Source organism: Sulfurimonas sp. RIFOXYD2_FULL_34_21, from assembly GCF_001830805.1.
Classification (GTDB): Bacteria; Campylobacterota; Campylobacteria; order Campylobacterales; family Sulfurimonadaceae; genus Sulfurimonas.
Genome location: NZ_MICH01000010.1, coordinates 299,830 through 313,864 on the forward strand (window position 1 = coordinate 299,830; position 14,035 = coordinate 313,864).

The 14,035-nt window shown below is 36.5% G+C and carries 16 protein-coding genes; 12 read left to right on the top strand and 4 right to left on the bottom strand.

What is annotated here, in order from left to right; genetic code table 11:
* Positions 1–34 precede the first annotated feature (34 nt).
* Positions 35–1,312: an ATP-dependent RecD-like DNA helicase gene (locus A2530_RS07135; protein WP_294884771.1), complete on the top strand. Its 1,278-nt coding sequence runs from the start codon at positions 35–37 to the stop codon at positions 1,310–1,312.
* 13 nt (positions 1,313–1,325) lie between these two features.
* Here the strand turns inward: A2530_RS07135 and A2530_RS07140 are convergent, their stop codons facing one another.
* A complete protein-coding gene (locus A2530_RS07140; protein WP_294884769.1) occupies positions 1,326–1,922 on the bottom strand; it encodes a peroxiredoxin in 597 nt (198 codons plus the stop codon).
* A gap of 217 nt (positions 1,923–2,139) precedes the next feature.
* Between A2530_RS07140 and metK the strand changes: the two genes are divergently transcribed.
* From metK to A2530_RS07175, 7 genes are all read left to right on the top strand, one after another.
* Positions 2,140–3,300: a methionine adenosyltransferase gene (gene metK, locus A2530_RS07145; protein WP_294884767.1), complete on the top strand. Its 1,161-nt coding sequence runs from the start codon at positions 2,140–2,142 to the stop codon at positions 3,298–3,300.
* A 148-nt stretch (positions 3,301–3,448) separates the two neighbouring features.
* A complete protein-coding gene (locus tag A2530_RS07150; protein ID WP_294884766.1) occupies positions 3,449–3,733 on the top strand; it encodes a DUF362 domain-containing protein in 285 nt (94 codons plus the stop codon).
* Positions 3,734–3,876: 143 nt separating this feature from the next.
* Positions 3,877–4,290: a nucleoside-diphosphate kinase gene (gene ndk / locus A2530_RS07155; protein ID WP_294884764.1), complete on the top strand. Its 414-nt coding sequence runs from the start codon at positions 3,877–3,879 to the stop codon at positions 4,288–4,290.
* A 9-nt stretch (positions 4,291–4,299) separates the two neighbouring features.
* Positions 4,300–4,680 carry a hypothetical protein gene (locus tag A2530_RS07160; RefSeq protein ID WP_294884762.1) on the top strand — a complete coding sequence of 127 codons (381 nt, stop codon included), beginning with the start codon at positions 4,300–4,302 and terminating at the stop codon, positions 4,678–4,680.
* Between the two features lie 60 nt (positions 4,681–4,740).
* A complete protein-coding gene (gene rpmF, locus A2530_RS07165) occupies positions 4,741–4,890 on the top strand; it encodes a 50S ribosomal protein L32 (protein WP_008335740.1) in 150 nt (49 codons plus the stop codon).
* Positions 4,891–4,893: 3 nt separating this feature from the next.
* Positions 4,894–5,889 (top strand): phosphate acyltransferase PlsX, encoded by a 996-nt coding sequence (plsX, locus tag A2530_RS07170; protein ID WP_294884759.1) that lies wholly within the window; start codon positions 4,894–4,896, stop codon positions 5,887–5,889.
* Positions 5,889–6,887, top strand: a complete 999-nt coding sequence (locus tag A2530_RS07175; protein ID WP_294884757.1) for a beta-ketoacyl-ACP synthase III — start codon at positions 5,889–5,891, stop codon at positions 6,885–6,887. The genes plsX and A2530_RS07175 overlap by 1 nt, the downstream gene beginning before the upstream one ends.
* A 76-nt stretch (positions 6,888–6,963) precedes the next feature.
* Here the strand turns inward: A2530_RS07175 and A2530_RS07180 are convergent, their stop codons facing one another.
* Both A2530_RS07180 and A2530_RS07185 read right to left on the bottom strand, forming a co-directional pair.
* Positions 6,964–7,332 (bottom strand): HIT family protein, encoded by a 369-nt coding sequence (locus A2530_RS07180; protein WP_294884756.1) that lies wholly within the window; start codon positions 7,330–7,332, stop codon positions 6,964–6,966.
* Positions 7,333–7,442: 110 nt separating this feature from the next.
* Entirely contained in the window at positions 7,443–9,041 is a 1,599-nt protein-coding gene (locus A2530_RS07185; protein ID WP_294884754.1) for a DEAD/DEAH box helicase, read from the bottom strand.
* Between the two features lie 250 nt (positions 9,042–9,291).
* Here A2530_RS07185 and A2530_RS07190 point away from each other — a divergent pair, with 250 nt between their 5' ends.
* Together A2530_RS07190 and A2530_RS07195 are read left to right on the top strand one after the other, a co-directional pair.
* On the top strand, positions 9,292–9,492 hold the full coding sequence (locus tag A2530_RS07190; protein WP_294884752.1) for a hypothetical protein: 201 nt from the start codon (positions 9,292–9,294) through the stop codon (positions 9,490–9,492).
* Positions 9,482–9,865, top strand: a complete 384-nt coding sequence (locus A2530_RS07195) for a DoxX family protein (protein ID WP_294884750.1) — start codon at positions 9,482–9,484, stop codon at positions 9,863–9,865. Before A2530_RS07190 ends, A2530_RS07195 begins: the two co-directional genes overlap by 11 nt.
* 8 nt (positions 9,866–9,873) lie before the next feature.
* On the opposite strand, the gene A2530_RS07200 is transcribed toward A2530_RS07195, so the two are convergent.
* Entirely contained in the window at positions 9,874–10,431 is a 558-nt protein-coding gene (locus A2530_RS07200) for a CDP-alcohol phosphatidyltransferase family protein (RefSeq protein ID WP_294884749.1), read from the bottom strand.
* A gap of 158 nt (positions 10,432–10,589) precedes the next feature.
* On the opposite strand from A2530_RS07200, the gene A2530_RS07205 reads away from it, so the two are divergent.
* Positions 10,590–11,906, top strand: coding sequence for a hypothetical protein (locus A2530_RS07205; RefSeq protein ID WP_294884748.1), 1,317 nt, complete (start codon positions 10,590–10,592; stop codon positions 11,904–11,906).
* Positions 11,907–11,924: 18 nt separating this feature from the next.
* A complete protein-coding gene (locus A2530_RS07210; RefSeq protein WP_294884747.1) occupies positions 11,925–13,970 on the top strand; it encodes a hypothetical protein in 2,046 nt (681 codons plus the stop codon).
* The last annotated feature ends 65 nt before the right edge of the window (positions 13,971–14,035 follow it).

Here is a 14,035-nt window from a genome sequence, read left to right on the forward strand (position 1 = left end):
TCATAAACTTTTTTATATTATAGTATAATTTTTTATGGATAATTTGAAAAATATTATAGAGAAATTAAAAATCAAAAGAAATGTTTTTTTAACCGGTGGAGCAGGTGTCGGTAAAACTACGATTACTAAAAATATTATAAAACATTATGAAGAAGAGGCAAAAAAAGTTGCAAAACTGGCTTCAACGGGAATGGCTGCTACTCTTATCGGCGGACAGACACTGCATAGTTTTTTGGATTTGGGAATCGCAAGTGATTTAAGCGAGCTTGAAAGCAGCGGCAAACTAGAGATAAGTAAAAAGGTTAAAAAACTTATTTCCGGTATGGATTTGATAGTAATAGATGAAATCTCTATGGTAAGCCAAACTCTATTAGAAATGATAACTCTTAGATTAACACAGGCAGGTTTTAGAGGCTCTCTTTTGGTCGTGGGAGATTTTTTGCAGCTTCCGCCTGTTGTGAGAAGGTATAAAGAGGTTAGATTTGCTTTTGAGTCCTCTGCATGGCGTGAATTTGAGTTTGATACAATAGAATTGACGCATATATATAGAACTAACGATAAAGATTTTATAGAGCTTTTAGCAAATATAAGAGATGGTTTTGTTGATGAGAGGATACACAATAATTTAAATGAGTTTATAAAACCGTTGCCTGAAAACTTAAGTGAATTTACATTTTTATTCGGAAAAAACGACTCTGCGTCAAGACATAATAAAAATCAATTAGCACATGTAGAAAAAGAGCTACATGTAAAAGAGGCACAAATAATTAAACATGTAAAAAGTGCTAAAGATATTGAGATAGAGCGTTTTATGGAAGATGCCAGAGTAGAAAAAGAGCTAGAGTTAAAGGTAGGAGCAAGAGTTCTTTTTACCAGAAATTCATGGAACTATTTTAACGGAGAACGCGGAGTTGTCCTAAATATCGACAACAGTTTTGTACATGTTCAAAAGAGTGACGGTTTAATAGTAAAACTTGAACCACTAGCGCAAAGCAAAAACGCATGGAAGGAAAAAAGCGTCGATGGCAAAAAAGAGATGGTTGAAGAGGCTCTCTTTAGCGTTTATCAATACCCTATTAAACTCTCTTATGCCATAACTATTCATAAATCTCAAGGAATGAGCATAGAGGATTTGATTATAGAGACTAATGAGATTTTTGCACCCTCGCAATTTTACGTGGCAATTTCAAGAAGTTTAAATCCTAAAAGGTTAACTCTTATTGCTCCTAGATGTCAGTGGAGAGAGATAGTTTTTGTGAATCAAAAAGCTTTGGAATTTACAAAAAGTAGAAGTAACTCTCACATAAAGTGAGAGTTAAAAATAATTACAGTTTTTCGCTGTTTTTCGCTAAATACTCTGCAACGCCTTCAGTTGAAGCTTTCATACCTTCATCGCCTTTTACCCAACCTGCAGCACAAACTTCGCCGTGCTCATCGGTAAACTGCATAGCGTCAACCATACGAATCATCTCGTCAATATTTCTTCCAAGAGGTAAATCATTTATTACTGCGTGGCGAATGATACCTTTGCCGTCAATCAAGAATGAGCCGCGAAGAGCAACCGACTCACCAAAAAGTACATCATAATCTTTAGATATTTTTTTGCTTAAATCGGCAACAAGCGGAAACTTAACTCTGCCGATACCGCCTTTATTTACAGGAGTCTCTCTCCATGCAAAGTGTGAAAATTGGCTATCAACTGAGACACCTATTACATTCACGCCACGGCTTTTAAACTCATCAACTCTATGTGAGAAAGCAATAATTTCAGATGGACATACAAAAGTAAAGTCTAGCGGGTAGAAAAATAAAACCGTACCCTTTTCGCCGAAATTTTCAGATAATTTAAAATTTTCTACTATTGAACCGTCCGCTAAAACTGTTGTAGCTGTAAAATCTGGAGCTGGATTTGTTACTAACATATAAATGTCCTTTTAATTTTTTAATTTAGAAAATTTTAACTAAATAAAAGTAATAAAACTCTGATTAAATATAGTAATAAAATTATTTAAGGATAATTTTTATCTTTTGATAAGAGATATCAATTAATAATCTAGCTTAAAAATAGATATTAAGCATTATAAGATATAATTTTGCTGATTTACGGGGCTTGACTCTGTATTTCAATAAGGAAAATCGATGACGAAAGAGTATATATTTACTTCAGAGTCTGTAACAGAAGGGCATCCTGATAAGATGGCTGATCAAATCAGTGATGCGATTTTGGATTATATTATTGAACATGACCCAAGTGCACATGTAGCGTGTGAAACACTGGTGTCAAATGGTTTTTGTGTAATTGCAGGCGAACTGAAAACAACGGCTTATGCCCCTATGCAAGAGATTGTGAGAAAGGTTGTCCAAGAGATTGGCTATACGGATGCAACTTATGGATTTGATTATCGCTCTGCTGCGGTGTTAAACGGTATAGGAGAACAATCTCCCGATATCAACCAAGGTGTTACTCAAGCAGACGGAGAGATTGGTGCAGGCGACCAAGGTCTGATGTTTGGTTACGCTTGTCGTGAAACAGATGTTTTAATGCCTCTGCCTATATATTTAGCTCACCGTTTAACACAAAGGCTTGCCGAAGTTCGTAAAGAGGGAATTATCCCGTATCTTCGCCCTGATGGAAAAGCACAGATTAGTGTTAAATATATTGATGATAAACCAGTTAGTGTTGAAACTGTAGTCGTATCTACACAACACTCTCCTGATGTTTCTCAAGAAAAGATACATGAAGATGTAATCAATGAAGTTATTAGACATGTAATTCCTAAAGAGATGATGCATACAAATACCGTTTTTCATATCAATCCAACAGGTAAGTTTGTAATCGGAGGTCCTCAAGGGGACGCAGGTCTTACGGGCAGAAAGATTATAGTTGATACATACGGCGGGAGTTGTCCTCATGGAGGCGGAGCATTTAGCGGAAAAGATCCGACAAAAGTTGATAGAAGTGCCGCTTACGCTGCGCGTCATGTCGCTAAAAATCTAGTCGCTGCGGATGTATGCGATAAAGTCACTTTGCAGATTGCTTATGCAATAGGTGTAGTACAACCTGTCTCTATAATGGTAGATACACATGGTACGGGCAAGATAGAAGAGGAAAAAATAGAGAAGTGTGTTAAAGAGCTTTTTGATCTTTCTCCAAAAGGAATTATTAAATCTTTAAATCTTCTTCGCCCTATTTACAGAAGAACTGCCGCTTATGGTCACTTTGGTAGAGAAGAAGATGGTTTTACATGGGAAGAGACAAATAGAGTAGAGGAAATCAAAAACTACTTAGGAGTTAAATAAGAATGATTATCAAATCTCTGTTTTTAGGGGATTTTTTATACTTTTTGAGTAACAATTCAATATTATTATAGTTTTATGAAAGATTTTTTAGCTATCTTTAAAAATCTTTTGTTAAACTTATCTCGAAATTAAAACTAGGAGAATCCTAATGGCAGTAATTATTAATGATACATGTATTAGCTGTGGCGCTTGTATAGATGAGTGTCCGGTAGAAGCAATTGTAGATGAGGACGATAACCCGACGGGTGAGGAAATTTATTACGTTTATGGAAATAAATGTGTAGAGTGTGTTAGCTATCATGATGAGCCTGCATGTGCTACAGCATGTCCTACTGAAGGGTGTATTACATGGGATGAGGTTGGTGAAAGCCCAGCTCACCGTGAGAATATTACTCAAGATCAACGTTCAAGCAAAGAGCCTGTAATAGGATAATCTTTTATAGTTTTGCAAAGTGTTTAGCACTTTGCAACCTACCTCTTTTTATACAATCACAGATAATTTTTCCATTTTAACTTAAAACAAACTCTTTTTAGATACAATTCCATCTTAATTTTATATATTCAATAGGAGATTTGATGGAACGCACACTATCAATAATAAAACCGGATGCCGTTGCTAAAGGTGTTATAGGTAAAATTTTAGATCGTTTTGAGAGCAATGGTCTTAAAATAGCAGCAACTAGAAAAATTCAACTTTCACGCGCTGATGCTGAAGCTTTTTATGCAGTTCACTCTGAGAGACCTTTCTTCGGCGATTTAGTTGATTTTATGATTAGCGGGCCTGTGGTTGTTTCAGTATTAGAGGGCGAAAATGCACTAAGCAAAAACCGTCAACTAATGGGTGCAACTAATCCTAAAGAGGCAGAAGCAGGAACAATTCGTGCTGATTTTGCTGAAAATATAGATGCAAACGCTGTACACGGAAGCGATTCTTTAGAAAATGCAGCTATTGAAATCGCATTCTTTTTCTCTGAGAGAGAAATTTCTTAAGTATATATTTTGAAGATTACTCTTAGAAAAGTAACCTCCACCCCACTGGAGTTTGAAGTTAAATCTGATGAAATAACTTTTAAAGGTTATTTACAGTATGATGCCGACAAATTAATTTTGCTTCGAGCAGAGTTAAGTGGGAAAATTGATGTAGATTGTGATATCTGCGCAGATAAGTTCAAACTGGATGTAGATGAAGATATAGAATTTTTTATCTCAGACGGTGTTTATGAAAAAAAAGAGGATTCTTTGTTGGATGTTGTAGAAGTATTAGATTCTATAGCAGATATGCAAGAGCTTAAAAATTCAGAAATAGAGCTTATAAAAAGCGATTATATAGTCTGCGAAAATTGTAAAAAAAATGGTTATTCTGAAGAAAAATCGTTTTAAGCAGGGTTGCAGTATTGACTTTGTTCATACTGCATATTAAACAAATGAAAGGAAAATATTATGGCAGTACCAAAACGAAGAGTATCTCATTCACGTTCAGCGAAAAGAAGAACTCACTATAAAATCACTTTAGCTAAACCGGTTAAAGATAAAGACGGAACTTATAAACTTCCACACCATATCAACCCAACTACCGGTGAGTATAAATAGTCAATGGTAAAGATTGCTATTGATGCGATGGGAGGGGACTTCGGTCCCAAACCAATAGTTGAAGGTTGTATTCAGGCTTTAAAACAAAAACTTTTTATTCCTATCTTAGTAGGTAAAAAATCAGAAATTTTACCTCTGTTACCCAAGCGTTATAGAGATAAGATTTCTATAGTCGAAGCTGATGATATTGTCTCTATGGATGATGCTGCTACGGATGCTATAAAGAGAAAAGAGAGTTCAATCTATAAAGCAGTAGAGCTAGTGAAAAACGGCGAAGCTCAAGGAGTTGTTTCAGCTGGACACAGTGGTGCGACAATGACTCTTGCAACACTAAGACTTGGACGATTAAAAGGTGTATTAAGACCTGCGCTTGTTGCACTTATGCCTACAAAAAACTCTCGCAAGTCGATTATACTTGATGTCGGTGCTAATGTTGACTCTAAATCTGAGCATTTAGCGCAATTTGCCGTAATGGGCGGATGCTATGCTGAGAGAATGTTTCGCATATCTCCAACAATTGGACTTCTTGCAAACGGCGAAGAAAAAAGCAAGGGAAATGAAGTAACCAAAGCTGCTTTTAAATTGCTAGATGGATATAAAGGTTTTAAAGGCAATGTTGAGGGAAGCGATATATTTAACGGCAGTTGTGACGTTATAGTTTGTGACGGCTTTGTAGGAAACTTGGTTTTAAAGGCTTCTGAAGGAGTTGCTTCAACAATAAGCGGACTCATAAAAGAGTATATCAGAAAGTCTCCTATAGCGATTACCGGAGCACTTTTGATGAGAAAAGTGTTTAAACTTCTCAAAAAACAGATGGATTATGAAGAAATAGGCGGTGCTCCGCTTATAGGAATTCAAGGCTGTGTAATTGTAAGTCATGGAAAAAGTACTCCAAAGGCTATAAAAAATGCTATTTTTCAAGCTATTAATTATGTGGACAATCATGTTAACGAACAAATTGTTGATAGACTTGAAGTGCTAAAAAACAAGGAAATATAATGGCGTATGCTGCATTTCGCTCTATCGGGGCTTATGTTCCTTCTAAAATTCTCTCAAATGAAGATTTGTCAAAAATGGTTGACACTACAGATGATTGGATAACTAAAAGAACCGGCATAAAAGAGCGACATATTGCAGCAGAGAATGAGTTTACAAGCGATATGGGAGTTAAGGCGGCACAAAAAGCAATTGAGAGAAGCGGTATAGATAAGAGTCAAATCGATATGGTCGTTTGTGCTACAATCAGCCCTGATTACTTCTGTATGCCATCTACAGCTACGGTTATTTCTACAAAACTCGGACTTAAAAATATTACTGCATTTGACATATCTGCCGCATGTACCGGTTTTGTATATATACTCTCTATCGCAAAGGCATTTATAGAAGCGGGAATGAAAAAAAATGTTCTTATCATCGGTGCAGAAAAACTATCTGCTATAACTGATTATAGCGACAGGGGGACATGTATCCTTTTTGGTGACGGTGCAGGTGCGGCTATTATTAGTGTGACTGATAATAAAGACGAAGCTATTATAGATATTCATACTGGAGCCGATGGAGAGTTTGCTGACTTATTGATGACGCCAAATGGCGGAAGCGGCTCTGCGCATGACTCGCTAGAGCAAGAAGCAGGAAGCTGTTTTATGCAGATGAAAGGAAACGAGACCTTTAAAGTTGCGGTTAAAACATTGACAAAAGATGTTGTAGAGATATTACAAGATAACAATATACAAAGTTCTGAAGTTAAACATTTTGTACCGCATCAAGCAAATCTTAGAATCATAAAAGCAGTCGGCGATGCATTAAAGCTTCAAGATGAGCAGGTTGTTCTTACTGTTGAAAAATATGGAAATACCTCAGGTGCTTCTATACCTATGGCTATTAACGATATATATGAGAGTGGAAAGCTAAAAGCTGGAGAACTTATGCTTCTTGATGCTTTTGGAGGGGGATTAACCTGGGGTTCAGCCCTTGTCCCTTTTAGCCCGTTAAAATAACACTTTTACTTGATTTCTGCCTTGAACTAAAGCAAAATTGAGAATTTTAACAATCTAAAAATAGTTACTATTTTTCCTATGAATTTTGTAAAGCGTAAAATACTCTTTTAAAAAACTCCTCTTCATCAGGTAAATCTAGCTCTGCATCTCTTAGTTTTTCTCCCCACATCGGGTTTGGAAAATAAGAGTCTTCTTCAAATCTAGCCATTACATGTAGATGAACACGAGGAAGCATATTCGCAAATGATGCCATATTTATTTTTTTGGGTTTGTAGTATTTTTTCATCTCATCTTCTACAATATCATAAACTTCCCAAAGTTTTATACGCAACTCTTTTGGAATGTCTCCCAACTCTTTGTAAGGTTCTTTTGTAAAGATTTTTAGCCACGGAATTTCGCTTGGCTCTTTTTCGATGTAGAGTTCACTGTTTTCATAAATAATCATAAAATCTCTTTTTTTGATTAAATTATATCGTTTTAATGAAGTTATTTGCTTTGATATTTTTGTAAAATTGAGAGTAACCCGAAAGAAATTTCGGGTTATTTAGCAGATTTTTAGTCTCTTGTTCTGTTGCGGTTTCTATCACCGCCGCCTGAACGATTTCTATCGCCGCTGCTAGTTGAACTAGAATTTGTTCCACGGTAACCACCGCCGCCAGAACGTTCAGTACGGCTTCTATCACCGCTTCCTGTACGATTTCTATCACCACTTCCGCCTGAACGGCTTCTGTTTCCACGGAAACCGCCACGACTTCCGCTTTTTCCTCTAGTGTCTCTTCTTTTATCGGCTCTTTCTAAAATAGCAGCTAATTTATCAGCAGGAATACCGATAGCATTTGGACCTTGGATAGTTTGTTTGTCAAGAATCATAGATACAAGCTTAAACATAATTGTCGCTTCATCTATATCTTCTTTTAACATGTCAAGAATTTGGTGTGCTTCGTCATAAATGTGTTGATCTTCTATTTTTGTAACAATAGATTTTAAGTTATTAGCTCTTAAATCATTTTTGCTTGGAACAAATGCGTGAGTCATTGTTGTTCCTACTTTTGTTTTAATACGTTGTAGTTCTTTAAACTCTAGCGGAGTTAAAAGAGTTATTGCTTTACCTTTAGTTCCGGCGCGGCCTGTTCTTCCGATTCTGTGAACATAAGATTCAGGGTCAAATGGAATATGGTAGTTAAATACATGTGAAATATTATCTACATGTATTCCGCGAGCCGCAACGTCGGTTGCAACTAAAACTTTTACGCCGTTGTTTTTAAAACCTTTTATTACTGTTTCACGTTGACGCTGTTCCATATCTCCGTGCAGACCATTTGCAAGATATCCTGCGTTTGAGAGAACATTTGAGAGTCTGTCAACTTCACTTTTTGTTCTACAAAATACTACTGATTTTTTAGACTCTTGAGCATCCATTAAGCGTATAATTGCGTCATCTCTCTCAGATTCTTCGATTACATAGTACTCTTGGTCGATATCTGTATTTGTAGTTTCACCTTTTGTAATACTTATAAATTCAGGATTGTCCAAAATTCTCTCAGCAAGAAGTTTAATAGGTTTTGGCATAGTAGCTGAGAAAAGAAGTGTTTGGCGGTTTGATGGAAGATATGAAAAGATTTCATTGATATCATCCAAAAATCCCATGTCAAGCATCTCATCTGCTTCATCAAGAACAACGATACTAGGAGCAAAATCTTTAATAAGATTCTTTTTTAGTATGTCTAAAAGTCTGCCAGGAGTTGCAACAACTACACTCGCTCCTCTTTGAATAAGGTCGATTTGTCTGTTGTAAGAGCTTCCACCGTAAACTGTTACTGTTCTTGCACCTATATTTCTTCCGTATTTAAATAGCTCATCGCTAACTTGAGTTGCAAGCTCACGAGTAGGAGTAATAACTAAAATACTAACTCCGTCGTTTACGTCTATGTTGTTTAGTGCCGGAAGACCAAACGCTGCAGTTTTACCTGTTCCCGTATGTGCTTGACCTACTATGTCGCGACCTGCTAAAATAAACGGTATCGCTGCCGCTTGTATAGGACTAGGTACTGTGAATCCTGCCTCTTTGATACTTCTAAGTATCTCTTTTTTTAATCCTAAATCATCAAATGTGATCAACTTCTCTTCTGTGTTAGTTTGTGCATTTTCTTGCATCATAATCCTTTAAATAGGAGATGATACAAGCATGTCGCTTCCAACAAGGCACCTTCCCCTAAACTGTTTGGCGAATTATACCCAAATATATTGGGTTTTTGATTTAAATAAATTATATTTGAAATTATTTAAGTTTATACTGTGTAAATAAATCAATAAATGGAATTGATGTAAATGGTAAATAATGAATTTTTTATTTTTTGGATATTATTATGATAATACTAAAATAAGCTAAGTGAGAAAAATAACTATGAATATACAGACACAGTACAACTATGAAACAACTTGGACAGTGACAAATGAGGCAGATCTTTTACGAATTATTGAAGAGGAGATTGGCAACGCCGATCCAAATGGTACGTTAAAGTATATTAAAGAGGCGATAAAAACCGGTAAAACTATAACTGTAGGCAGTTGCAGATTTAAAGAAGAGATAAAAAATGACAAATGATATTGCAAGACTTCTACTAAGAGTTACTGTTGGAGTTATGATACTTTTTCATGGTTTTGATAAGGTTATTAACGGAATAGGCGGAGTAAAATATTTTGTAGCTTCAACGGGAGTGCCTGAATTTTTGGCTTACGGTGTTTATATCGGAGAAATTGTGATGCCGATTTTAATTCTTCTTGGAGCGTATGCTAGAGTTGCATCTTTGATTTTAGCATTTAATATGGCTGCTGCAATATTTTTAGCTTACGGTAATGCACTTTTTACTTTGGGAAAACATGGCGCGCCATCTTTTGAACTTCCACTTTTGTATCTTGTAATGTCAATTCTTATATTCATGCTAGGCAGCGGAAAATATGCGCTAAATGGCAAATAAAAATAAATTTAGAGGTGAGGAACTCTTATTTTTGAGTTTAGACTCCACCCGATAATTATCATGAGTACTACTACCCCAAAAACCGGTAATATTGTATATGTATAAGCTAGATAAACAAGCCAAAGCAAAATTGCCCCAAGAGGTGTAGGTACGCCGGTAAAATATTTTTTAACTTCTCCTACATCTGAATTTATATTAAACTGTATAAGTCTTCTAAGCCCAGATATAACGTAATATATACTTATAATCGCCGCTAGTAGAAGTGTTGAACCTGAGAGATTTTGGTCATATACGGCTTGAAATACTAAAAAAACGGGAACAAGAACAAAACTTAAAAAATCTGCAAAACTGTCAAGTTGAACGCCGAATTCGTTTGAGAGCTTGTATTTTCTGGCGATTTTACCGTCAAATATATCAAAAGCTCCTCCTATCCATGCCAAAATAATAGCTGCAAAAAAGTTGTTTTGCGTAATAAAATAAGTAGCCGTAAGCCCCGCAGTGATATTTACAAAAGTAAACATATTTGCTAAATTGAAGTGAGATTGGTTTGTAAATAGAAATTTCATAATAATCTTTTTATTGAAATTATAACCTAAAAATAAAATTTTATTTTACTATAAAATCAGTGATTAGAAGAAATGATAAGAATTATCAATATTAAGTTATATATAAGTTGATACTGATTATCATTTCAAAAGTAAGTTTAAATAAAGGGTTAAAAGTTATGAAAAAAATAGTTTTTAGTGCATCTCTTGCTGTTTTAATGTTAAACGGCAATGCAAGTGCAGCGGAGGAAGCATCTCAAAAAGTCAAAGATAGAGAACACTCGGTCAGAGACGTAATTGATGAGGTTGCAAAACCTAAGGAAAAAGAGGTGTCAACTGCTGAAAATATAAAGCATGTATTTAAAGATGGTACAGTTTCTGGTCAAGTAAGAGTGTTGTATTCAGGTTATAACAATAATGCAACAGAGAATCAACATGCAACGGCAATCGGCGGTCAGTTAAAATATGAACTTGCAGAGTTTAAAGGGTTTAATGCTGCCGTAGAGCTTACTACGTCACACGATATCGGTTTTGCAACAGGTGATGATACGAAACAAAATAGTGAAATATCTTCAGAAAAAGGGAGCTATACAGAACTCTCTCAAGCTTATATAAACTATAAAAACGGTGGGTTGAATCTTCGCGCAGGGCGTCAATTAATAGACACTCCACTAGCTGATAGTGATGATATTAGAATTATTTTAAATACATTTGAAGCATATACGGTAACTTATGAAAATGACGGTTTGATGCTTATGGGAGGTTTGCTTACAAAGTGGCAAGGAACAGACGCCGGTTTGTCTGTTGATAATCCTTGGTCTAAAACAGGCGAAGACGGAACCTACTTCACAGGAGTATCATACTCTACAGATTTTATAGATACATCTCTTTGGTATTATGATATCTCAAAAGATACCAATCCAAACAGTGCAACGGGAAATGTAGCAAACAAATCTGCATATGCGGATATATCACTGCATATGGCACTCTCAAAAGATTATGCACTTCATACTAGTGCACAATATATAAATCAGCGTGAATCCGACAACAGTGGAATTGACTCTTCTATATACGGTGCAATGGCGGAACTTGTTATGTTTGAAGATTTTTCTCTATCTGCTGCGTACAACAACTCTAAAAAACAAGCAGGCAAAGGAAGCTTTTCCGGTTTTGGCGGAGGAACTTTATATACAAATATGGACTCTATGATTATCGATGCTATTACGACAGACAGAGATGTAAATGCGATTGTCGCAGGTATCACTTATACAGTCGGCGATTTTGGTTTTATGTATGCATATGGAGATTTTAAAGGAGATGAGGACTCTTTAGGCGCAAAAGAGCATATTGTAGAACAAAATGTGGGCTTTGAATATACACCGAATGAAAACCTAACAATTGCGGCTATATATGTTAAAGACGATGACAAACAAAACAGCGGTAGCAACGGCGGAGATTGGGAAAATATAAGAGCTTTAGTCTCGTACAGCTTTTAAAGTTTAAAGGAATTATTAATGAACAACAGGATAAAAAAGATTACGAAAATATCAATAGTTGCATCTATGCTTATCTCTTCACTAGCTTTTGCAAAACCTTTTGAAGATACGAAAGCGGAAGTTTTAGACAAAAGATTTAACACGGCGGGGGCAATGCTTGCTTATACAGAGTTTGAACTCTCGGGAGAGCCTTTGGCTGAATCATTAGGTCTTGATCTTGATACCCTCGACCCAAATGCTATAAATATGCCTACCGAGTTTGACTATACCGCGGGAATAGAGAGTTACGAATACTCCGAAGAGGCGATGTATGCCCTAAACTACCAGTCAAAAATGGGGCCGCACTTGGTTAACGGGCTTTTGAATGCACAAAGAGGCGGTAATATGGAGTCTTTGGCAAAACGTTTTATCCATTTTGCTAAAGTTACTGGGAATGACCCGGAAATCATACCTTTAAATATGCATCCGACCGCACTGCCTTATACATCCGGCGTGCCTGAATTTTCGGCTAAAGTAGATACTACCGTGGTAAATAATGATGAGGTTGTAGTCTTTAGCCACGGCAAAGAGAAAAAAGTGAAAACTGCAGTGCCTGCGTATCTGAGAGATTATAAAACTCTTGCTTGGGTAGAGGAGGGAATGGATAAGTCATTTACCCCTGCCGCTTTTGGAGGGGCATTACTTAAAGACATTATGTGGGCGCAGGATTTTTTAGGCGGAATGCATACGGTTGAAGGAGATGAAGAGACTGAAGCAACTAGTTCAGATATGGACAAAAGCGGTAAATATGCACTCGGTGTTTCTTCGGCTGACGGTGTAAACGGAGCGATTTTAACCGAGTTGGCACATGAGGGAGTCTTATATCTTCAAGAAAAACTTGGGTTTGACGGTAAAAATTTAGGAGCATCGATTAGTCCTGATTATGACGCTTCAAAAAATCCTATCTGGTTTGCGCATAAAGTGGCTGTAACAGAAGGAAATAAGAACTCTACAAAATCAGTTGATACTCTAAAAGTTGTAGAGGGAGATTCAGAGTTAAGAGATGTTTGGCAGCTTTTATGGCCAATAAGCGAGTTTTTTGCATATAGCGACCAAAGAGGAAGCAATAAAAATCAAAATCCGGCATTTTTAAGTGTTTTTGACGGAGACCCTTTTAAATCTGCTCCAAAAAAGAATACAGACGGTAATGAAAAAAATGATGTAAAAACCGATGATGCGTTCTCGGTTGTTAGCAACTTGCTAAATCTTCTTTTTGAAAATTTATCCACGATTCACTATAACCAAAAAGCAGGTACGTTCGTAGATAAGTTTAACGGTGAAAAAGGTTTAGAAGTAACTACATACGACGCCGCATATGCTATGGAAGCTCTTAGAATCTTTCAACGTGCCGTTGATGCTCTTCCTGTCGGGTACGGCTCAGGAGAGGGTGCTGAGTCGCTAGAGAGTAAAAGAGGCAAAGAAGCTCTATCGTTGATAAGCTCTCAAGCAGATTTTTTAATCAAGAATCTAAAAGATTCTAAAACAGGTTTGTACAGTGACTCTTTTATTATCAATAAAGGTGCATCATCTGTAAAATCGCTTGGCACTCAGTTTGCGGTAGTTCGCGGTCTTAGCGCAGCTTATTTGGCAACCCATAATAAAAAGTACAGAGACGAAGCAAGGTCTTTGATGATAGCTATAGAAAAAAACATGTATGATTCAAACCTAGGTACATATGTAGATTCTACTAAAGAATATACCCCTTATGCTATAGCTGCCGTAAGCGGAGGTTTAAGAGACGCTATAAAGCATCTTAAAAATACGGGAGTAGAAAAAGAACCTGCTCTTGAACTTAAAAATCTGACAGACAGGTTTACAAGATGGTTTCAAATCGTAATTAACGGAAACTCTACTTCACAAGGTGCTCAACTTGCCGAGTGGCTTTTAGACACGGGAGAGTTTATGGCTGCCGATAATCTAAAAGATACAAACAGTGATAAAGACAATGTGTCTTCTATTACCGCAGCAGGCGGCAAACACGGTACTGCTATGACAATGGCTGCAAAAGTCAAGCTTTCAAAATAACTATCATTCGCAATGACATTTTTTGCTGTCATTGCGAGGAGTAAAATGACGAAGCAATCTAGGAA

Coding starts and splice junctions, on each gene's coding strand:
- A2530_RS07135 (WP_294884771.1), top strand. CDS start 35: ATGGATAATTTGAAAAATATTATAGAGAAATTAAAAATCAAAAGAAAT.
- A2530_RS07140 (WP_294884769.1), bottom strand. CDS start 1,922: ATGTTAGTAACAAATCCAGCTCCAGATTTTACAGCTACAACAGTTTTA.
- metK (WP_294884767.1), top strand. CDS start 2,140: ATGACGAAAGAGTATATATTTACTTCAGAGTCTGTAACAGAAGGGCAT.
- A2530_RS07150 (WP_294884766.1), top strand. CDS start 3,449: ATGGCAGTAATTATTAATGATACATGTATTAGCTGTGGCGCTTGTATA.
- ndk (WP_294884764.1), top strand. CDS start 3,877: ATGGAACGCACACTATCAATAATAAAACCGGATGCCGTTGCTAAAGGT.
- rpmF (WP_008335740.1), top strand. CDS start 4,741: ATGGCAGTACCAAAACGAAGAGTATCTCATTCACGTTCAGCGAAAAGA.
- plsX (WP_294884759.1), top strand. CDS start 4,894: ATGGTAAAGATTGCTATTGATGCGATGGGAGGGGACTTCGGTCCCAAA.
- A2530_RS07175 (WP_294884757.1), top strand. CDS start 5,889: ATGGCGTATGCTGCATTTCGCTCTATCGGGGCTTATGTTCCTTCTAAA.
- A2530_RS07180 (WP_294884756.1), bottom strand. CDS start 7,332: ATGATTATTTATGAAAACAGTGAACTCTACATCGAAAAAGAGCCAAGC.
- A2530_RS07185 (WP_294884754.1), bottom strand. CDS start 9,041: ATGCAAGAAAATGCACAAACTAACACAGAAGAGAAGTTGATCACATTT.
- A2530_RS07190 (WP_294884752.1), top strand. CDS start 9,292: ATGAATATACAGACACAGTACAACTATGAAACAACTTGGACAGTGACA.
- A2530_RS07195 (WP_294884750.1), top strand. CDS start 9,482: ATGACAAATGATATTGCAAGACTTCTACTAAGAGTTACTGTTGGAGTT.
- A2530_RS07200 (WP_294884749.1), bottom strand. CDS start 10,431: ATGAAATTTCTATTTACAAACCAATCTCACTTCAATTTAGCAAATATG.
- A2530_RS07205 (WP_294884748.1), top strand. CDS start 10,590: ATGAAAAAAATAGTTTTTAGTGCATCTCTTGCTGTTTTAATGTTAAAC.
- A2530_RS07210 (WP_294884747.1), top strand. CDS start 11,925: ATGAACAACAGGATAAAAAAGATTACGAAAATATCAATAGTTGCATCT.